Source organism: Aurantiacibacter sp. KMU-128, from assembly GCF_056933515.1.
Genome location: NZ_JBXORT010000001.1, coordinates 2017321 through 2034051 on the forward strand (window position 1 = coordinate 2017321; position 16731 = coordinate 2034051).

At 61.6% G+C, this 16731-nt stretch carries 24 protein-coding genes and 1 tRNA gene; 14 read left to right on the plus strand and 11 right to left on the minus strand.

All coding sequences use genetic code 11. The features are described from left to right. Positions 1-132: 132 nt before the first annotated feature. The 3 genes from ACS0VV_RS09860 to pspF all read right to left on the minus strand — a co-directional run bounded on the left by ACS0VV_RS09860 (position 133) and on the right by pspF (position 3035). On the minus strand, positions 133-1035 hold the full coding sequence (locus ACS0VV_RS09860) for a hypothetical protein (protein WP_483532540.1): 903 nt from the start codon (positions 1033-1035) through the stop codon (positions 133-135). A 71-nt stretch (positions 1036-1106) separates the two neighbouring features. Continuing rightward, positions 1107-1949 carry a hypothetical protein gene (locus ACS0VV_RS09865; RefSeq protein WP_483532541.1) on the minus strand — a complete coding sequence of 281 codons (843 nt, stop codon included), beginning with the start codon at positions 1947-1949 and terminating at the stop codon, positions 1107-1109. 51 nt (positions 1950-2000) lie between these two features. Next, complete coding sequence (pspF, locus tag ACS0VV_RS09870) at positions 2001-3035, minus strand: phage shock protein operon transcriptional activator (protein WP_483532542.1); 1035 nt, start codon at positions 3033-3035, stop codon at positions 2001-2003. Positions 3036-3189: 154 nt separating this feature from the next. On the opposite strand from pspF, the gene ACS0VV_RS09875 reads away from it, so the two are divergent. The 10 genes from ACS0VV_RS09875 to ACS0VV_RS09920 are packed head-to-tail and all read left to right on the plus strand — an operon-like array spanning position 3190 to position 6714. Next, entirely contained in the window at positions 3190-3345 is a 156-nt protein-coding gene (locus ACS0VV_RS09875) for a hypothetical protein (RefSeq protein WP_483532543.1), read from the plus strand. Further along, positions 3342-4178, plus strand: a complete 837-nt coding sequence (gene pspA / locus ACS0VV_RS09880; protein ID WP_483532544.1) for a phage shock protein PspA — start codon at positions 3342-3344, stop codon at positions 4176-4178. Before ACS0VV_RS09875 ends, pspA begins: the two co-directional genes overlap by 4 nt. A gap of 2 nt (positions 4179-4180) precedes the next feature. Beyond that, positions 4181-4483 (plus strand): envelope stress response membrane protein PspB, encoded by a 303-nt coding sequence (gene pspB / locus ACS0VV_RS09885; RefSeq protein WP_483532545.1) that lies wholly within the window; start codon positions 4181-4183, stop codon positions 4481-4483. Beyond that, positions 4480-4863 (plus strand): envelope stress response membrane protein PspC, encoded by a 384-nt coding sequence (gene pspC, locus ACS0VV_RS09890; protein WP_151972042.1) that lies wholly within the window; start codon positions 4480-4482, stop codon positions 4861-4863. Before pspB ends, pspC begins: the two co-directional genes overlap by 4 nt. A 29-nt stretch (positions 4864-4892) precedes the next feature. After that, positions 4893-5204, plus strand: coding sequence for a hypothetical protein (locus tag ACS0VV_RS09895; protein ID WP_483532546.1), 312 nt, complete (start codon positions 4893-4895; stop codon positions 5202-5204). Beyond that, entirely contained in the window at positions 5201-5560 is a 360-nt protein-coding gene (locus ACS0VV_RS09900; RefSeq protein WP_483532547.1) for a hypothetical protein, read from the plus strand. The genes ACS0VV_RS09895 and ACS0VV_RS09900 overlap by 4 nt, the downstream gene beginning before the upstream one ends. Beyond that, a complete protein-coding gene (locus ACS0VV_RS09905; protein ID WP_483532548.1) occupies positions 5560-5874 on the plus strand; it encodes a hypothetical protein in 315 nt (104 codons plus the stop codon). The genes ACS0VV_RS09900 and ACS0VV_RS09905 overlap by 1 nt, the downstream gene beginning before the upstream one ends. Next, positions 5874-6170: a hypothetical protein gene (locus ACS0VV_RS09910; protein ID WP_483532549.1), complete on the plus strand. Its 297-nt coding sequence runs from the start codon at positions 5874-5876 to the stop codon at positions 6168-6170. Before ACS0VV_RS09905 ends, ACS0VV_RS09910 begins: the two co-directional genes overlap by 1 nt. After that, entirely contained in the window at positions 6167-6421 is a 255-nt protein-coding gene (locus ACS0VV_RS09915) for a hypothetical protein (protein WP_483532550.1), read from the plus strand. The genes ACS0VV_RS09910 and ACS0VV_RS09915 overlap by 4 nt, the downstream gene beginning before the upstream one ends. Before the next feature lie 53 nt (positions 6422-6474). Further along, positions 6475-6714 (plus strand): hypothetical protein, encoded by a 240-nt coding sequence (locus tag ACS0VV_RS09920; protein WP_151972054.1) that lies wholly within the window; start codon positions 6475-6477, stop codon positions 6712-6714. A 25-nt stretch (positions 6715-6739) separates the two neighbouring features. Here the strand turns inward: ACS0VV_RS09920 and ACS0VV_RS09925 are convergent. The 5 genes from ACS0VV_RS09925 to infA all read right to left on the minus strand — a co-directional run bounded on the left by ACS0VV_RS09925 (position 6740) and on the right by infA (position 8891). Next, a tRNA-Phe gene (locus ACS0VV_RS09925) sits at positions 6740-6814 on the minus strand. Between the two features lie 99 nt (positions 6815-6913). After that, positions 6914-7078 (minus strand): DNA gyrase inhibitor YacG, encoded by a 165-nt coding sequence (locus ACS0VV_RS09930; RefSeq protein ID WP_483532551.1) that lies wholly within the window; start codon positions 7076-7078, stop codon positions 6914-6916. Further along, positions 7075-8052 (minus strand): ribonuclease E/G, encoded by a 978-nt coding sequence (locus tag ACS0VV_RS09935; RefSeq protein WP_483532552.1) that lies wholly within the window; start codon positions 8050-8052, stop codon positions 7075-7077. Before ACS0VV_RS09935 ends, ACS0VV_RS09930 begins: the two co-directional genes overlap by 4 nt. Beyond that, positions 8045-8626 (minus strand): Maf family protein, encoded by a 582-nt coding sequence (locus ACS0VV_RS09940; RefSeq protein WP_483532553.1) that lies wholly within the window; start codon positions 8624-8626, stop codon positions 8045-8047. Before ACS0VV_RS09940 ends, ACS0VV_RS09935 begins: the two co-directional genes overlap by 8 nt. 10 nt (positions 8627-8636) lie before the next feature. Further along, positions 8637-8891 (minus strand): translation initiation factor IF-1, encoded by a 255-nt coding sequence (infA, locus tag ACS0VV_RS09945; RefSeq protein ID WP_274696573.1) that lies wholly within the window; start codon positions 8889-8891, stop codon positions 8637-8639. A gap of 238 nt (positions 8892-9129) precedes the next feature. Between infA and ACS0VV_RS09950 the strand changes: the two genes are divergently transcribed. The 3 genes from ACS0VV_RS09950 to ACS0VV_RS09960 all read left to right on the plus strand — a co-directional run bounded on the left by ACS0VV_RS09950 (position 9130) and on the right by ACS0VV_RS09960 (position 13767). Next, a complete protein-coding gene (locus ACS0VV_RS09950; protein ID WP_483532554.1) occupies positions 9130-12006 on the plus strand; it encodes a TonB-dependent receptor in 2877 nt (958 codons plus the stop codon). Between the two features lie 38 nt (positions 12007-12044). Then, a complete protein-coding gene (locus ACS0VV_RS09955; RefSeq protein WP_483532555.1) occupies positions 12045-12452 on the plus strand; it encodes a SufE family protein in 408 nt (135 codons plus the stop codon). 85 nt (positions 12453-12537) lie between these two features. Further along, complete coding sequence (locus ACS0VV_RS09960) at positions 12538-13767, plus strand: DUF3422 domain-containing protein (RefSeq protein WP_483532556.1); 1230 nt, start codon at positions 12538-12540, stop codon at positions 13765-13767. 6 nt (positions 13768-13773) lie between these two features. Here ACS0VV_RS09960 and ACS0VV_RS09965 read toward each other — a convergent pair whose 3' ends face one another. Genes ACS0VV_RS09965 through ACS0VV_RS09975 form a run of 3 tightly spaced genes read right to left on the minus strand, consistent with a single transcriptional unit; the run spans position 13774 to position 15127 of the window. Continuing rightward, positions 13774-14124 (minus strand): hypothetical protein, encoded by a 351-nt coding sequence (locus tag ACS0VV_RS09965; RefSeq protein ID WP_483532557.1) that lies wholly within the window; start codon positions 14122-14124, stop codon positions 13774-13776. 13 nt (positions 14125-14137) lie between these two features. Further along, on the minus strand, positions 14138-14656 hold the full coding sequence (locus tag ACS0VV_RS09970) for a sterol desaturase family protein (RefSeq protein ID WP_483532558.1): 519 nt from the start codon (positions 14654-14656) through the stop codon (positions 14138-14140). Between the two features lie 45 nt (positions 14657-14701). After that, positions 14702-15127 carry an acyl-CoA thioesterase gene (locus tag ACS0VV_RS09975; protein WP_483532559.1) on the minus strand — a complete coding sequence of 142 codons (426 nt, stop codon included), beginning with the start codon at positions 15125-15127 and terminating at the stop codon, positions 14702-14704. 142 nt (positions 15128-15269) lie between these two features. Here ACS0VV_RS09975 and leuC point away from each other — a divergent pair, with 142 nt between their 5' ends. Beyond that, the gene (leuC, locus tag ACS0VV_RS09980; protein WP_483532560.1) at positions 15270-16703 is read left to right on the plus strand and encodes a 3-isopropylmalate dehydratase large subunit; all 1434 of its coding nucleotides are present in this window, start codon (positions 15270-15272) and stop codon (positions 16701-16703) included. Positions 16704-16731 lie beyond the last annotated feature (28 nt).

The following is a 16731-nucleotide window of genomic DNA, read 5'->3' on the forward strand; positions in this document are numbered from 1 at the left end:
TCCAATTGCAGGACATTGGCTGCGACAAAGAGGTTCGGTGCCGGCCCCTCGCGGCGCCAGCCCCTTCAGTGTCACGACAATGTCGGGATGGCAGCTATGTAGGCGCGCCGCCGATGGAAAGCAACAGGCGAGTTAGTCAGCCGTGATAGCGCCCGGCGGGGCGTCGGAAATATCGTCTTCCGACAGCTCGCGGATCGTCCCTGCATCCACCACCCATACTGTGCGCGAGCGCGGCGTGCTGACGAAGAGCGGCACGGATCGCATCATGCTGGCCCAAACGTGGACCTCGCTCGGCTCAGCAGCGCGAGTGAAGGCGACAGGAGAGAGGACAACCGCCTGCGTTTCGGGGGTAATCTCAGGCAAGACTGCGGTGGGGCAGCCATCTTCCAGCCGGTGCAGCTGCGTGACTTGCCCAGCCCCATTGACCGAAAAGCGGTAATGCCCGCCCAATGGAATGCTCTCCATATCCGTGAGCGGGGTCATGACATAGACATGCGCGCCTTCGCCATCGGGCACGGTAATCGTGTTGGCCTGTGCATTGGCGCATAATGTAATCTGCACGCCCGACAGCGAAGCAACTACTGCCTGCCGCGCGTCGGCAAGACGGCTCGCCATGGCGGACAGCGGTGGCCTTGCATCGGCAGGGTGAAAACCACCCGCAACCACTTCCGACCCGTCAACCGTATAGCGCGCCACTTCGACCCGTCCCGCTCCGAAATCGCCGAAATAGACCGCGTCGAGCGTCTCGCCTGCATCCGATGGGACCACGACATAGCCGCGCATATAGGGGCCGAGGGCTTCGTCATAAGCGGCAAGAAACGCGTCGGTCGAATGCCATGCGGCCTGATCATACGCGAAAATCAGCTGCCCGCGCTCCTGTGCGAAGGCAAGCGCCTCTTCCGACGGAGCGTTAAACGGAAACTCGGCTTGGGTTTCCTCTTCCGGCAATTGCTGCGCCTGCCCCGGAATAGCGGCGACGGCAGCAAAGCTGCAAAGGGCGGCAGCACCAAGGATGCGCGAAAGTGCAATGGGCATTGAAAAAGGGTCTCCTGTCCGCCGCGCAGGATGGCGCGATGCAGTGGAATGTCAAATGACGGACGCGAAATCTAGTCTCCGATCCGTGATGTTCCGTGGGCTTCACCGCGGATGATCTCCCACACCAGTTCATTGTCTGTCGTGATAACGTAGAGCGGGATCATGGTGTATGTAGAAGCGAAAAAATGGATTTCTGTCGGATGCGGGTCAAGGAAATGCGAGATTCCCGAACTCATGGGCTCATCTCCATTCACCGTGACTCCCGGAAGTGCCAGCTCGAAACACGTGTTCAGGAAACGACGCCAACCAATGATAGTATCATCTGCGCCGACTTCGAACAGGTAATGCCCGCCAAGCGGATAGCTTCCCGAACGAACCGGCGGAGTCAGTAGATAGACATCGATCGATCCGTCTGGATCAGGCGGCAGCACGACCGTGTTGGGCACGGCGTCCGCGCACATTCCGATTTCTACATTGGCAGCGGCCTCCAAAGCGATTTCGCGGACATGGGCCAGCCTGCGCGCCTGTGGCGACAAGAGCGGACGCGCATCAACCTCGTGATATTGACGGCGCGTCACACGGTTACCATCCACCGTGTAGCGCGCAACTTCAGTCATTGCTCCCGCAACGTCTCCGTAAAAGATCGCGTCGAGCAAGTTCCCCTCGCCTTTGACAATGATGTAGCCACGCATCATGTCGCCATCGCGACGTTGATTGAAATCTTCGAGAAAAGCGTCCGTCCCGTGCCACGCGGCCTGGTCATATCGATAAAGCAGCGCGCCGCGTGCCTCTGCCTCGTCAACCACGACCTGCATTTCCGGTGAAAGATCGACTTGCTGCGCTGCGGCACCCGCAGGCGCAAGCGCCATTGCGAGGCTCATGGCAGCACAGCTCAACAATGCGATGAATTTCATAAGCGTCCTTTCAAGCGTCACCGTAATCAGTTGCCGCGCGAAATCAAATGCTTAATCGCCGTCCGCCAGGCCGTGCTTCTTAATGCAGTGTCGCAGCTGGTCGTAGGTCAGGCCGAGAGCTTTCGCGGTTTGCCGCTGGTTCCAGCGGTTGGCCCCCAGCGCGTGTTCGACGATCGCCTTCTCATGCGCGTCGACCGCAGCGCGCAGGTCTCTGATGTCGTCGAAGCGTGGCTGGTGCGGCTGGCTATGACCTATCGGTGCAGAGCCTGTCGCGCGCGGCGCGGGGGCGGAAGAGGCCATAGGCTCAGGCTTCCACGGGCTGGCGAAGGGATCGAACACCATTTCACCAATCGGCATATCCCAATTGTCCCAGCGATAGACCGCGCGCTCCACCACATTGCGCAACTCGCGCACATTGCCGGGCCAGGGATGGTCCTCCATCCGGTCGGCGATGTGATCGGCAAAGCCCGGCCACCTTTCCCAGCCAAGCTCCGCCGCCATGCGCCGCCCGAAATAATCGGCGAGCACCTGGATATCGCCTTCGCGCACCCGCAGCGGCGGCAGCGTGATGACTTCAAAGCTCAGCCGGTCGAGCAAGTCGGCGCGAAACTCGCCGCGCTCGGCCTTCGCCTGCAAATCCTCATTGGTGGCCGCAACGATCCGTACATCCACCCGTGTCGGGCGGCTCGATCCGATGCGCGTGACTTCGCCATATTCGACCGCGCGCAGCAGCCTTTCCTGCGCGCCCATCGACAAAGTGCCCAGTTCGTCGAGAAATAGCGTCCCCCGGTCGGCTTCTTCAAACCTTCCGGCTCGGGCTTTGGTAGCGCCGGTGAACGCCCCTTGTTCATGGCCGAACAGCTCGGCCTCTATCAATGTTTCGGGAAGCGCGGCGCAGTTCATGGTGACCAGCGGCTCTTCCCACCGGTCGGAAAGGCGATGCAGACGTTCGGCGATCAGTTCCTTGCCCGTCCCGCGCTCGCCGATTACCAGAACGGGGCGCGCCATCGGCGCTGCACGGCTGGTGCGTTCCACCGCATCGAGGAAGGCGCCCGACTGGCCGATAAACTGGCTTTTCTGCTCCATGCACCAAGATATAGTGATATTTCCCACATTCTGGCAAGAAAAACCACATCCGGTTACAGGAATCTACAAAAATCTCTCGGAAATCCGCCACTCCTGCGGTTTGGCACGCCCTTTGCTATTCATGGCGTAGAAAGTTTTTCAGGAGATACCCACGATGTTCGACCGCAGCTTCTTTTCCAGCAAACTCGGCTACGCCGCGCTGGTCAGCGTTGCCGCGATGATCATGTTCACCGTGTTCACGCAGATGCAGCAGGATATGGGCGCCGCCGATATGCTGATCGCCACGCACGCAGCGGTTGAACTTGCATGAGCGACGACGACCGCAATCCCCTGACCCCGGTGGGCAACCAGCTGAAGCGCGTCGGCTCGCGTCTCGATGCCGAGATCGACCGTCTGCGCTCCAGCCCGCAGCCGACCCGTTCCGCAAACTTTTCCGGAGGCAACTGGATGGGCATTTTTTCCCGTACCCGTGATATCATCGCCGCGAATTTCAGCGAGCTTCTCGACCAGGCCGATGACCCGGCCAAGATGATCCGCATGATCATCCTCGAAATGGAAGAAACGCTGGTGGAAGTGCGCGCGAGCGCGGCGCGGACGATTGCCGACCAGAAGGAAATGCAGCGCCATGTTGTGAAACTGGATCGCCTGCAGACCGACTGGGCCGAAAAGGCGCAGCTGGCGCTGTCGAAAGACCGCGAGGATTTGGCGCGGGCCGCTTTGCTCGAAAAGCGCAAGGCGACCGACATGATCGACAAGCTGAAGCAGGAAATGGCGGTGCTCGACGATGCCCTGCGCGCTTACGAGGCGGATATTGCCAAGCTGCAGAACCGCCTGCGCGAAGCCCGCAGCCGCCAGACGCAGATCGCCGCACGGCTCGAAAGCGCGGAAAACCGCGTCAAGCTGCGCAGCCTGATGACCAATGAACGCGTGGACGAGGCGCTGACCCGCTTCGAACAGCTCGAACGCCGCGTCGACTATGCCGAAGGCCGCGCCGATGCGCTGCAGATTTCGAATGGCAGCGGCAACAGCCTCGCCGACGAATTTGCCGCGCTCGAAGGCGGCGACAAGGTCGACGAGGAGCTGGAGGAAATGAAGCGTCTGCTCGGCAAGAGCGGTGACGCTGGAAAGAACAAAGGGGAATAACAATGGATTTCGGAGAAGTATTGGCCTTTGCCATGTTCTTCATCGCCTTGCCGTGGATCGTTTTGCACTATGTGACCAAGTGGAAAACCGCCGCCACCATCACCACGGATGACGAGGCGCTGCTGGAAGATCTCTACAGCCTCGCCAAGCGGCTGGATGAGCGGATGGACACTGTCGAGCGTCTGGTTGCAGCCGACAACCCCGCCTTCGATCCGCCGCGCCTGCAAGCCGACAAAGAAGCCGACAATGCGCCCCTGCGCGAGCTTGAACAGCTGCTCGCCCAGCAGAAAGGAGCCCGCAAATGAACACCCCCCGCACCACTCTTTATCGTGACAAGCAGAATGCGAAGCTTTTGGGCGTATGTTCAGGCATCGCGGATTATACCGGGATCAGCATCTTCTGGGTGCGACTGATGTGCATCATATCGTGGCTCACCCCGGTCGCTACTGTTACCATTCCGGCTTACATCCTGATGGGCCTGCTGCTGAACAAGAAGCCGCCGCATCTTTACGCAGCGGATACGAAAGAGACCGAATACTGGCAGGGCGTTCGCCAGAACCCCAAGCGCACCGCCCGCGAAATCCGCGCCCGGATGAAGGATGTCGATCGCCGCCTGGCCGAGGTCGAGAGCTTCTATGTCAATTCGAACCCGCTGCTGACCCGCGAAATCGAACAGCTGCGCTAAGCCAGAAACCTAACTGAGGGGACAAACCCATGGGCGAACTCGCCATCCTTATTCCGATCCTCGGCGTGAGCATTCCGATCATAGCGATCTGGACAAGCCACCAGCGAAAGATGGCGGAAATGCGCATTGGCGCGACAGCGGAGGAAACCGCCGAACGCGCAGCGCAATACGCCAGCAAGGTGCAGCAACTCGAAGACCGCGTCCGTGTGCTTGAACGCATCGTCACAGACAGTGGCTACAACGTCGCCACCCAGATCGAAGCGTTGCGCGACACCAAGTCGGTCGAAGAGAGCGGCAGCGGTGTGCAGATGGACTTTGCCCGGAAGGAAAGCGCACAATGAGCTGGGAACTGGCCTTCTTGATCGTCGGCATCACGCTCGCCTGCAATGTCGGCTGGCTTGTCAACAACTGGATTCGCGCCAAGCACGGCTACCCGCTGGAAGACGAGTGGGGTGGCAAGACCGAAAGGGTGGACAGCGCCGCTAACACAGTCCGCGAGGAACGGCTGGCCGAGCAGAACGCCAAGCTGATGGAAACGATGGAAAAGATGCAGGATCGCATGGTCGTGCTCGAACGCATCGTCACCGACAGAGGATACCGCGTGGCCGAGGAAATCGAGGCTTTGCGCGATGTGCCCGCAAGCGTCAAAACCGATAGCGGCACGCCGCTCAACTTCGCACAGAAGGATACAGTATAATGGATTTCGGTCTTATCACTCCCGCGGTTATGGGCGTGGGCATCATTTCGATCAGCGCCGGCTGGGTCATCACCACCTGGATCAGGGTCAAGAACGGCTACCCGCTGGAAAACAGCTGGGGCAAGGCGGTCTATCCCAAGAGCCAGGAGAACGAGGAGCGGGTTAAGCTTCTTAGTCAAGAAAACGCTGCTCTGCGCGCCGAACTCGGCTCAATGAAAGACCGGCTCGCCAATGTGGAGCGGATCGTCACCGATAGCGGCTATCACTTGACGCACGAGATTGAGAGCCTGCGCGGCAAGCAGGGGACAAACTGATGGAACCGAACCTGATCCTCATTTTCGGCTTCATCACCGTCGCCCTGCTGGTCGTGATGACCGGCGTGTACTTCTTCATGCAGGCCGAAGCCGCGCACAAGGAACGCAAGCTGGAGCTGCAGGCGCGGATCGAGGAAGCCAAGGCGCAGCAACAGCTTACCGCAAATGTCAGCATGGAGAACTGGGAAGACCGGCTCCGCGTGATCGAACGCATTGTCACCGATCCCAGCGCCAATCTGGCGCGCGAGATCGAGGATCTGCACAGGCTGGAAGCAAAGTCGGAGAATGCGCGATGAGCTTCCCCGCCGCACTCGTCCTGATTGTCCTTATCATCGGCGTGTGCAGCGTGATGATGGAGCGTACACGTAGCCGGAACTGGCAGAGCGGCACGCTCGAGGAACAAGAGCGCCGCGCGCTCGAAGCCGAACGCGATGATGCAAGGCAGGAACTCGACCAGTTGAAAGAGCGGGTCAAAGTGCTCGAGCGCATAGCCACCGATCCGGCGCGCCGCACCGCCGAAGAAATCGACAAACTGCGCGACGACTGAACGCGCGCATTGATGGGACGTATTGAAAGGCCCGCAAAGGGGAGACCGAGACTATGATGGATGCAGACCTGCTGATTGCCGCCACCGCGCTGCTCGCGCTGGCCATCATGACCGCCGCTGTCCTCACCGCATGGCAGGGCTGGCTGGCGCTGAAAAACCGCGAGCTGGAAATGCGCCGCCTGCCGCCCGAAATGGAGAACGGCAGCGCCGAAGGTATGGCGCGGATCGAAATCGCAGACCTCAAGGAACGCATCCGCAAGCTGGAAGCGATTGCCAGCGGCGTCGATATCTAGGGGCTGATTCACTGGTTTGGGAAAGTGGTGCCCGGGGGCGGATTCGAACCACCGACACGACGATTTTCAATCGTCTGCTCTACCCCTGAGCTACCCAGGCATTCACGGGATACGAGCCGCCAAAGCGTCGCTCGCCATCAAGGGAAGCGGCCCTATGGCGAACCCCCGCGCGCTTGGCAAGAGCCAATCGGCGCTTTCGTCAATCTTCGCGCGCAATGTCTTCCGGTGGCACCGGATCGCCGGGCACGGCGTAGCCATCGCTGAACCACGCAGCCAAATCCTTGTCGCGGCAACGCTGCGAGCAAAAGGGTGAGGACTCCTCGCTGCGGGGCTTTTTGCAGATGGGGCAGAGTTTGCTGGTCATAGAGGGACGAGTTGGGCGTGGGGCCTGCTTGATGCAAGTGAGTCATCGCCGACAACGCGCACTTCCCGCCCTGTGCGCTGGCGAAGCGTAACGATCAATTCGGGATCTAGGCACACATCGAACATTGCTGAATCCCCGCGGAGCTCGATAACGCCTGCACCTTCCAGCTGTTCTGCCTGACGGAGAAGCCGGTACAGGTCAGCTCGCCCTTCACGGAAACTCAGCAGATGCGGGATCGACTGGCGTTCCAGCCGGGCGACAATCTGGACGAAACCGAAGCCGTTCATTGCCGTGCGTTCGTGCGGCCAATCGGCAAGCGCTTCGTCCAGAGCCTCATCAACTGCTTTGCGCTCTGCCTTGCTTGAGAGAGTGGGAAAATCGATGCCGATCGAGCCGCCAAGTGCAAAGCGCTTCAGCGAGCGGGCGATTGGCTCTACCGCCGCCATTGCGCCGCGCGCAGGCGGGAAATCGCTATCCACATCGATGAGTGTCATTGCCGGTGTCAGGCTGAAATACAGTGCGCCCCCAGTAAATGCGACGCGGCGATCCATTGCTTCTTCGAGCAGGTCATCCCAGTCGCATTCGGGAAAGCTCCGGACAATTTTCACGTGCTCGCCACGTTCTCGTAGGTTCTCCGCCAGTCCAAGCCCCGGAGCCAGCGGCTTTGCGGTCGGGCGCGCCTGCGCCGGTTTCGAACGGCGCGCCTCAATAAGAGCAGCGCGCGTGACTTCTAGCCGGATCATGGCACCTTCGGACGCACTCGCTGGCAGTTGGTCGACCACCGCCGTTTGTTGATTGGCAAAGCGCGCAACGCCGCGCGGCGACCCCGCTCTACGCGAAACCAGCTTCGCTTCAGCGACTTGGCCGACCCGCAAATCATTGTGCCAGTCCAGAATCGCATGGGAGATAATCGAGCCATCAAGCCGAATGGCACGATCCTCGCCTATCCCCTGTTCGACCAGCCACTCAGGCAAGCGCGAAACCCGCCGCCTTCAGCAGCGCCCTCGTCTCGTAAAGCGGCAGGCCGACCACGCCCGAATGGCTGCCCTGTATCCACGGGATCAGCGCCTCCGCCATGCCCTGGATTGCATATCCGCCAGCCTTGCCGTGCCACTCGCCGCTGGCGATGTAAGCGTCGATCTCTTGCGCCGAGAGGCGCTTAAACTTCAGCTGCGTTTCGGAAAGCCGCTCGCGCACCGAGCCATCGGGTGCGGCGAGCGCTATCGCGGACAAAACGCGGTGCCGCCTGCCGGAGAGCAGCTCGAGGCATTTGCGCGCGGTCGCCTCATCCTCCGCCTTGGGAAGGATGCGCCGACCGCAGGCCACCACCGTATCACCCGCCAGCACGAATGCGCCCTCGCCCGCCACCGCCGCCGCCTTCTCGCGCGCCATGCGCTGGGCATAGGCGCGCGGAAGCTCGGCCTTCTGCGGCGTCTCGTCGATATCGGCAGGAGCAATCGCGTCCGGCTCCACCCCCAGCCGCGCGAGCAATTCGCGCCGGCGCGGGCTGGCAGAAGCTAGGATCAGTTTGGGAACGGGCGCGCTCATGCCCGGTCGCTTAGGACGGGTTGTAGCCCGGAGGCCCGCTGCGTCCCGGCATAAAGCGGTAAGTGATGCGCGCCTTGGTAAGATCATACGGCGTCAGCTCGCACAATACCTCATCGCCCACGAGTACGCGGATACGGTTCTTGCGCATGCGTCCGGCGGTGTGGCCCAGCACTTCATGGCCGTTTTCGAGCTCTACCCGGAACATCGCGTTGGGCAGCAGCTCCACCACCTTGCCGCGCATTTCGAGGAGTTCTTCTTTAGCCATTCAGTGACAAAGTCCTTTGCGGTTTGGTTTCAAAAGCGTTGGGGGCGCATAGCCGCGTGGTTGGCAAAAGGGAAGAGCGCCCGTTCATTGCCCCCTGGAGCAGGCTGCCTGTTGCGCAAATGCCGCAACATCCTTGCGACCGTTTGATACATTGGAGCCGATTGCGGTCTCGTGCGTTAGGCGGCAATGGGCGGTCTGTGAACACGGGCCGCGACCCAGTATTTTTCAAGGACAAGCTGTGCGATCACACACCTATTGCAGCCTTGCGGCGATTGCCGCAGCGCTGGTCTTCCAACCGCTGGTAGCAACGACTGCGCTTGCGCAGGGGCAGGAACCGACGACGCCTGAGGGGCCGGACCCGGCCTTGTCGGAAGATGATATGAACACGATCATCGTCAATGGCGCGCGGCTGATCGGCCGGGTGGACGCTCCGCAACCGCCCATTCTGGAGCTGAACGAAGACGATATTGCCGCCTACGGCGTCGGATCGATTGCCGAACTGCTCCAGCAACTCGGGCCCGAAATCACCAGCGGCCGCGGGCGCGGCGGTGGCGGCGGGCAGCCGGTGATCCTGGTGAACGGCATCCGCGTTGGCTCTTTCCGCGAGCTTGCCAGCTATCCCCCCGAAGCGATCGAGCGGTTCGAGGTGTTTACCGAGGAAGTTGCCCAGCGCTTCGGCTATTCGGCTGACCAGCGCGTCGTAAACATCATCCTTAAGGACAATTACCAAAGCTATGAAATCGAGGGGGAATACAGCCAGCCCTTCGACGGCGGATTTTCCAGCCAGGAAGTGCAAGGCACCTATCTGCGCATCGATGGAACGGCGCGGCTCAACATCAATTTGGAATGGGAAAACTCCAGCCTGCTGACCGAGGCGGAGCGCGGCGTCATTCAGGCCGATGGCGGTGTGGCGACCATCCCCACCGATCCCGATCCCGCGGCCTTCCGCAGCCTTGTGGGCGATTCGAGCGGGCTGGAAGCGACGGTAAACTGGAACAACGCGATCTCGGATACGGGAACGACGCTTAGCCTGAACGCCACATATGAACGCGATAACAGCCGCCGCCTGCAAGGGCTCGACAGCGTGGTGTTGACCGATCCCTCGGGCAATAGCGTGCGGCGCAGCTTCAACGCGATTGACCCGTTGGCAGTCGACCGCACCAGCGATAGCTATTCCACCGCCGCCACGCTCAACACCAATCTGGGCGATTGGCAAGTCACGGGCACGGTCGATGCCACGTTGACCGAGGCGCGAACCGAAACGCAGGCGCGGATTGACACGGCGGCTCTGGTGAGCGCAGCGGCGGCAGGCACGCTTGCTCTGGACGCCGATCTGGGGATGTTCCCCGACGCCGGTTTCGACCAAGCGGACAGCCAGACCTACACGATCAACGCGCTCGCCACCGCGCGCGGCAATCCGCTGTATATTCCGGGCGGCGATGTTTCGATGACACTGGTCGCGGGCTATCGCGGCAATGGCATCGACAGCACCGACACGCGCGATCCCAGCTTCGATATCGACCTTGACCGCAGCCGCTTCCAGGCGGGGGTCAATCTGGGTATTCCGATCACCAGCCGCGATGAAGATTTTGGCGGAGCTTTGGGCGATATCGCGCTCAATCTGAACGGCAATATCTACGAACAATCCGATTTCGGCACACTCACCGACTGGTCTGCCGGGGTGAGCTGGGGCATTTTCGGCGATATCACCCTGTCGGCCACCTATCTGTCGCGCGAAACCTCGCCATCGCTCACAGAGCTTGGCGCGCCCAATATCTCGACGCCCAACGTGCCGGTGTTCGATTTCACCAATAACGAGACCGTGCTCGCCACGGTTATCACCGGCGGCAATCCCAACCTGCTGGTGCAGGAACAATCCGACTGGCTGTTCGGCATCAACTGGCAACTGCCTTTCCTTGAGCGCGGCAGTCTGCAAATCCAGTATTTCGACAATTCCTCGCGCAATGTAAGCGGCGGCTTCCCTGTTCTTACGCCCGAAATCGAGGCTGCCTTCCCCGGACGGGTGGAGCGCGATCTGGCGGGGCAGCTGACCCTGCTCGACGAACGCTTCGTCAATTTTGCCGAGCAGGACGTGCGGCGCATCCGCGTCGGCCTCAACATGGGCGGCCAGTTCGGCGGCGGCGGGGACGAGGCGCGGGGCGGTGGCGGCGGTGGCCCGCCTGCAGGCGCAGGCGGCGGACGTCCCGGCGGCGGCGGCGAAGGCGGCCCTCCGGGCGCCGGACGCCCCAATGCCGAGCAATTCGCCGCGATGCGCGCGCGTTTCTGTGAGGCAGAGCCCGCCGATCTGGTCACATTGTTCAATTCTGTCCTCGAAGCGCAGCAAAACGGCACCGAGCCGCCGCGCGACGAGGAAGGCAATCCGATCAACATTCCGCCGCAAATGCTGCAAAGGCTGGTTGGCGATGACGGCCGCGTAAGCCTCGACCGCATCAATATGGCGCGCGGATTTATCTGCAGCGGTGACGGGCCACCCGCGCGCGCTGGTGCAGGCCCTAATGGCGGGCCAGGAGCCGGACGGCCCGGTGGCGGCGGTGGCCCGCGCGGTGGTGGCGGCGGTGGCCGTGGTCGCGGCGGGGGCTTCCCCTTCGGTGGCAACAATGACGGTCCGCCCGTTGCGCGCTGGTTCGCCAATCTCAATTACACCTATGAAATCGACAACACCGTGCTGATCGCGCCCGGCCTGCCGCGGCTCGACCTGCTCGATGGCGATGCGCTTTCGGGCGGCGGCCAGCCGCGCCATTCGGCACAGTGGCGCAGCGGTCTGTTCTATGACGGGATGGGCCTGTTCCTTCTCGCCAATTACACCGGTTCATCCGAAATCAGCGGCTCTGGCCTGCCCGGCAGCACCGATCTGTTCTTCGACGATTTCGCCACTTTGGACATCCGCACCTTCTTCGATCTCGGCCAGCGCGATTCTTGGGTGGAAGCGGTGCCCTTCCTGCGCAATGTCCGCGTCGGCTTCGATATCGAGAACGTGTTCAACAGCCGCCAGCGCGTGGTGGACAGCAATGGCGACACGCCGCTGCGCTTCCAGCCCTTCCTGCTCGATCCGCGAGGCCGCAGTTTTGAGCTCGAATTCCGCAAACTGTTCTAGGCTTGAGGGGAGCGCGCTCCCCTCCTATGTCCCGCGCCATGCGAACACTCGATGACATTTACGAAGAATATGACTTTCTCGAAGGCGATGAACGCTATCGCCTGCTGATCGAGCTGGGCCGCGAGCTGGACCCTATGCCCGACGCGCTGAAGACCGACGCAACGCTGGTGCGCGGTTGTTCTGCCCAGGTGTGGGTCTACCCCACGCATGAAGGCGATACGCTGCATTTCCTTGCCGACAGCAATGCGGCGATTACCAAGGGCATTGTCGCGCTGGTCGTATCCGCGGTGCAGGACAAGCCCGCCGCAGAGGTCGCGGCAATGGACATCACAGGCGCGCTTGCGCGCTTCAACCTTACCGCGCAATTGAGCTCGAACCGCACACAGGGTGTGCCCAATATGATCGCGTTGGTGCAAGAACACGCGGCGCGGATCGCTGCCGGATAGGCAAACGGGCACAAATCTGCGTATCGTGGGTTAGCGTTTGACAGCGGGGTGGTCCGGACCTTGCTTTTTGGCAACGGGGACACAGATGCGCGAACACGAATTGAGACGGCGGGTTGTATCGGAAATGCACCTGCGCCGCTGGCCGCCCTTGCAGGTGCCGGGCAAAATCCTGCAATGGGTGCTGGTGGTCGACAAGGAAGAGCGCGATGCCGAGATCGAGTATCTCGACAAGGTGCTGCCCGCCCCCACCGACAATCCGAACGCCTCGCACCGCTCGGGGCTGTTTTCCGAAGGCGTCCACATAGCATGGGAACGCCATAGCGAAGGCAGCAGCCTGACGATCTTTGCCGCCGGCACCGATCCCGATGTCAGCGCGGCCGTGGACTGGGCGCAGTGGCTGCCCGGCCGCATCGTGCGCGCCACCAATGTGACGCTGGTGAAGGATGAACGCGCGGCCAAGCGCCGCCTCCCCAAGATGAATTTCAAGCCCGAAGAAACCGTCTCCTGTATGATCGGCGGGAAAGCACGGCTTTGGGCCGATTTCCGCCTGCAAGGGGACGGGTTCGGGCATATTTTGGTCGCCAGCAACGGCATGGACGCGCAGGATTTCACCCGCACCGTGCAGCGGCTGCAAGACCTCGGCAATTACCGCAACAAGGCGCTGCTTGGCCTGCCCGAAGCGCAAGCGAACTGGCCGCGCCTCGATGCGATCGAAGATGATCTTGCCAAGCTGGCAGACAAGCTCTGCGCCAATCACGGCCGTGATGATGATCTGATGGAGGAGCTTTCGGCGCTCTCACTCGAACTCACCACCGTCGCCACGCTCACCGGCTATCGTATGAGCGCGACCCGTGCCTATGCCCAGCTGGTGCAGGAGCGGCTGGAGGAGTTGCAGGTGGAAGCGATCGAAGGCTACGCTTCGCTCAACACTTTCACCAAACGCCGCTTCCAGCCCGCCGTGCGCTTTTGCGAGGCGCTGGTGGTGCGCGAAGAGCAATTATCCGAGCGCGCCGACCGTTTGGGGAGCCTGCTGCGCGCGCGGATCGACACGCGGATCGAGAACCAGAATGCTGAGCTGATGCGCAGCATGGACCGCTCCAGCCGCCTGCAACTGCGCTTGCAACAGCTGGTCGAGGGTCTTTCGGTGGTCGCGGTCAGCTACTACCTGCTCGGCCTTGTCAAATGGGGGCTGGAGGGGATTCCCGGTGTCGATGTGAAGACAACCCTAGCGATCCTCGTGGTGCCGACAGTGCTGGTGATCTGGGGTGGCCTGCGGCTCGCCAAGCGCCAATTGCTCGACGAAACGCCGGACTGACCGCCGCTACCCCTTGCGCACCATAACAAAAGTGCCGCCATCATGCGGCAGCTTCCACGTGCCCGAGATCTCGCTGCCATCGGCATTGATCGTGCCGGAATACTCGACCACGTTCTTGTAGTGATCGCTTGCGTGCAGATAACTCTTGGTGAAGCGTAGCGACTGGCCGGACAGCGTGCCCTCGATCTCGGCCTTCACCGTGCCGCCATGCGCGACATTGTCTTCCATGATCAGGCCGGAGATTGCCCCGTCCTTCTGGATGATCTTGGCCTTGAACGGGAAGTCGCCCGCATCGGCGGAAGATGTGTATTGGAACGCGCCTTCCCACAGTCCGCGAATGTCGATCTGCTCGGCCACCGGCCCTGCTCCCTCAAGCGCCTGCGCTGTCCCTCACCACAGCGATACCCTCTTCACGCTGGCGGCGCAGCTCTGCCTTGAGCTTGGCCGGATCGCGCGCGAACAGGAAGCCGAAGCTTACACCGCCTTCCTTACCAATTGTTGCATGGTGCAGCTTGTGCGCCTGCACCAGCCGCTTGGCATAACCCTTCTTGGGCACCCATTTGAAGTAACGCTGGTGCACCAGCCCGTCATGGATCAACGTGTAGATGATGCCGTATCCAAGAATGCCGACGCCGATCCACGTGGCGTTGGGCCAGGCATATTCGCCCATCACCACCGGCCAGCCCCACATGAAGCAGGAAATGCTCATGATCGCGCCGACAACGCCGTATAGGTCGTTCTTTTCGAGGAGGTTATCATGCGGCTCGTGATGGTCGCGGTGCCATCCCCAGCCCCAGCCATGCATGATATATTTGTGGCTCGACCAGGCGACCACTTCCATGGCCAGAATGGTCACAATGACGATCAGCAGGGGAACGAGAATGCTCATGCCGTGCCTTATAATAGCGGGAGCGCGGCAGCGCAAAGGCCGACGTTAGTCGCCGGTAAACCGCTTCTGCGCTTTGGGCAGGCCGAAATGCGTTTCCGCCACGTCGCGGTCGATGCGCGCGGGGCGCAGCGTTTCGCTGTCGAGGCAGCACCACATGGATTGCACTTCGACGATCACGTCCTCGCCGCGCTTGATGACGGTGTTGTAAAAGCTGCGCGCACCGGCGATCTTCTCCAGCACGGTTTCGGCGATCACTTCGTCATTGAGGAAGGCCGGGCGGCGGAAAGTCATTTCGTGCTTCAGCGCGACCCAGGCCTTGCTCGCCACTTCCTCTGCCGGAGCCAGCTTCTGCCAATGCGCCAGCACCACATCCTGCACCCAGTTGAGGTAGCGCGAATTGTTCACGTGGCCCATGAAGTCGATATCTTCGGGAACGATGCGGATCGGAATGGAAAAAGGTTTCGCTGACATAGGTGTAAACTAGGCACTAAATCCTAAAATTCCAAGACAGTCCCACGCGCAAACCAGCGAATTTTTGCGGTGCATCAAATTCGCAACAATTGTGCGTCAAATCGCCCTTGTCAGTACGGAACGAGAAGCCTAGCTCGACCCGATGGCCAGCAAACCGCTCACGCTTTACGAAAAGATCTGGAACGCGCACGTTGTCGAACGGCGCGATGATGGCACCTGTCTGGTGTTTATTGACCGGCATCTGGTGCACGAAGTCACCAGCCCGCAGGCGTTCGAGGCGCTGCGCATCGCCGGACGCAAAGTGCGCCGCCCCGACCTCACGCTCGCCGTGCCCGATCATAATGTGCCGACCACCGCGCGGGTGGATGCGAACGGGGTCAACATCCCCATCGCCGACCCGCAAAGCGCGCAGCAGCTCGCCGCTTTGGAGAAGAATGTCGCTGATTTCGGCATCCGCTATTTCAACGCCACTGCGCGCGAGCAGGGGATTGTCCATGTTGTCGGGCCGGAACAAGGCTTTTCGCTGCCGGGCGCGACCATCGTGTGCGGGGACAGCCACACCGCCTGCCATGGCGGCATCGGCGCGCTGGCATTCGGCATCGGCACCAGCGAAGTCGAACACGTGCTGGCGACGCAGACGCTGCTCCTGAAGCCCTCCAAAACCATGGAAATCCGTGTCGATGGTGAGCTTGGTCCCGGCGTGACACCCAAAGATCTCATCCTACACATTATCGGCGTGATCGGCACGGCGGGCGGCACCGGCCATGTGATCGAATATCGCGGCAAAGTGTTCGAGGAAATGAGCGTAGAAGGCCGCCTGACTGTCGCCAATATGAGCATCGAGGGCGGCGCGCGCGCGGGCCTGATCGCGCCCGACGAGACGACCTTCGCCTATCTGAAAAACCGCCCGCTCGCACCGCAGGGCGAGGAATGGGACAAGGCCGTCGCATACTGGCGCACGCTCGCCACCGATCCGGGCGCGCAGTTCGACAAATCGGTGACGATCCTCGCCCGCGATATCGAGCCGACCGTGACATGGGGCACCAGTCCCGAAGACACCGTCGCCATTGGCGGGGTTGTCCCCTCGCCCGAGAGCTTCGCCGATCCGTCCAAGCAGGAGGCCGCAAGAAAGAGCCTCGACTACATGGGCCTCACCCCCGGCACGCCGATGCGCGAGGTGGAGGTGCAGAACGTCTTCATCGGCTCTTGCACCAACAGCCGCATCGAAGATTTGCGTGCCGCCGCCGACGTGCTGCGCGGACGCAAGAAGGCGGACGGTGTGAAATGGGCGATTGTGGTGCCGGGATCGGGCCTTGTTAAAGCGCAGGCGGAGGCCGAGGGGCTCGACAAGGTCTTCACCGAAGCGGGGCTCGAATGGCGCGAGCCGGGCTGCTCCGCCTGCCTCGGCATGAACCCGGACAAGGTGCCGCCGGGCGAACGCTGCGCCTCCACCTCGAACCGCAACTTCGTCGGCCGCCAAGGGCCGGGAAGCCGCACGCATCTGGTGAGCCCCGCAATGGCCGCCGCCGCGGCCGTGACCGGCAAGCTCACCGATGTGCGCGAGCTGACAGGCTGATCTTGAAACGCTGCACAAACAGGCGCAT

What these genes read in the sequence shown, in the direction of transcription:
- ACS0VV_RS09860 (WP_483532540.1), bottom strand. Translation starts at nt 1,035, where the DNA reads ATGCCCATTGCACTTTCGCGCATCCTTGGTGCTGCCGCCCTTTGCAGC.
- ACS0VV_RS09865 (WP_483532541.1), bottom strand. Translation starts at nt 1,949, where the DNA reads ATGAAATTCATCGCATTGTTGAGCTGTGCTGCCATGAGCCTCGCAATG.
- pspF (WP_483532542.1), bottom strand. Translation starts at nt 3,035, where the DNA reads ATGGAGCAGAAAAGCCAGTTTATCGGCCAGTCGGGCGCCTTCCTCGAT.
- ACS0VV_RS09875 (WP_483532543.1), top strand. Translation starts at nt 3,190, where the DNA reads ATGTTCGACCGCAGCTTCTTTTCCAGCAAACTCGGCTACGCCGCGCTG.
- pspA (WP_483532544.1), top strand. Translation starts at nt 3,342, where the DNA reads ATGAGCGACGACGACCGCAATCCCCTGACCCCGGTGGGCAACCAGCTG.
- pspB (WP_483532545.1), top strand. Translation starts at nt 4,181, where the DNA reads ATGGATTTCGGAGAAGTATTGGCCTTTGCCATGTTCTTCATCGCCTTG.
- pspC (WP_151972042.1), top strand. Translation starts at nt 4,480, where the DNA reads ATGAACACCCCCCGCACCACTCTTTATCGTGACAAGCAGAATGCGAAG.
- ACS0VV_RS09895 (WP_483532546.1), top strand. Translation starts at nt 4,893, where the DNA reads ATGGGCGAACTCGCCATCCTTATTCCGATCCTCGGCGTGAGCATTCCG.
- ACS0VV_RS09900 (WP_483532547.1), top strand. Translation starts at nt 5,201, where the DNA reads ATGAGCTGGGAACTGGCCTTCTTGATCGTCGGCATCACGCTCGCCTGC.
- ACS0VV_RS09905 (WP_483532548.1), top strand. Translation starts at nt 5,560, where the DNA reads ATGGATTTCGGTCTTATCACTCCCGCGGTTATGGGCGTGGGCATCATT.
- ACS0VV_RS09910 (WP_483532549.1), top strand. Translation starts at nt 5,874, where the DNA reads ATGGAACCGAACCTGATCCTCATTTTCGGCTTCATCACCGTCGCCCTG.
- ACS0VV_RS09915 (WP_483532550.1), top strand. Translation starts at nt 6,167, where the DNA reads ATGAGCTTCCCCGCCGCACTCGTCCTGATTGTCCTTATCATCGGCGTG.
- ACS0VV_RS09920 (WP_151972054.1), top strand. Translation starts at nt 6,475, where the DNA reads ATGATGGATGCAGACCTGCTGATTGCCGCCACCGCGCTGCTCGCGCTG.
- ACS0VV_RS09930 (WP_483532551.1), bottom strand. Translation starts at nt 7,078, where the DNA reads ATGACCAGCAAACTCTGCCCCATCTGCAAAAAGCCCCGCAGCGAGGAG.
- ACS0VV_RS09940 (WP_483532553.1), bottom strand. Translation starts at nt 8,626, where the DNA reads ATGAGCGCGCCCGTTCCCAAACTGATCCTAGCTTCTGCCAGCCCGCGC.
- infA (WP_274696573.1), bottom strand. Translation starts at nt 8,891, where the DNA reads ATGGCTAAAGAAGAACTCCTCGAAATGCGCGGCAAGGTGGTGGAGCTG.
- ACS0VV_RS09955 (WP_483532555.1), top strand. Translation starts at nt 12,045, where the DNA reads ATGCGAACACTCGATGACATTTACGAAGAATATGACTTTCTCGAAGGC.
- ACS0VV_RS09960 (WP_483532556.1), top strand. Translation starts at nt 12,538, where the DNA reads ATGCGCGAACACGAATTGAGACGGCGGGTTGTATCGGAAATGCACCTG.
- ACS0VV_RS09970 (WP_483532558.1), bottom strand. Translation starts at nt 14,656, where the DNA reads ATGAGCATTCTCGTTCCCCTGCTGATCGTCATTGTGACCATTCTGGCC.
- ACS0VV_RS09975 (WP_483532559.1), bottom strand. Translation starts at nt 15,127, where the DNA reads ATGTCAGCGAAACCTTTTTCCATTCCGATCCGCATCGTTCCCGAAGAT.
- leuC (WP_483532560.1), top strand. Translation starts at nt 15,270, where the DNA reads ATGGCCAGCAAACCGCTCACGCTTTACGAAAAGATCTGGAACGCGCAC.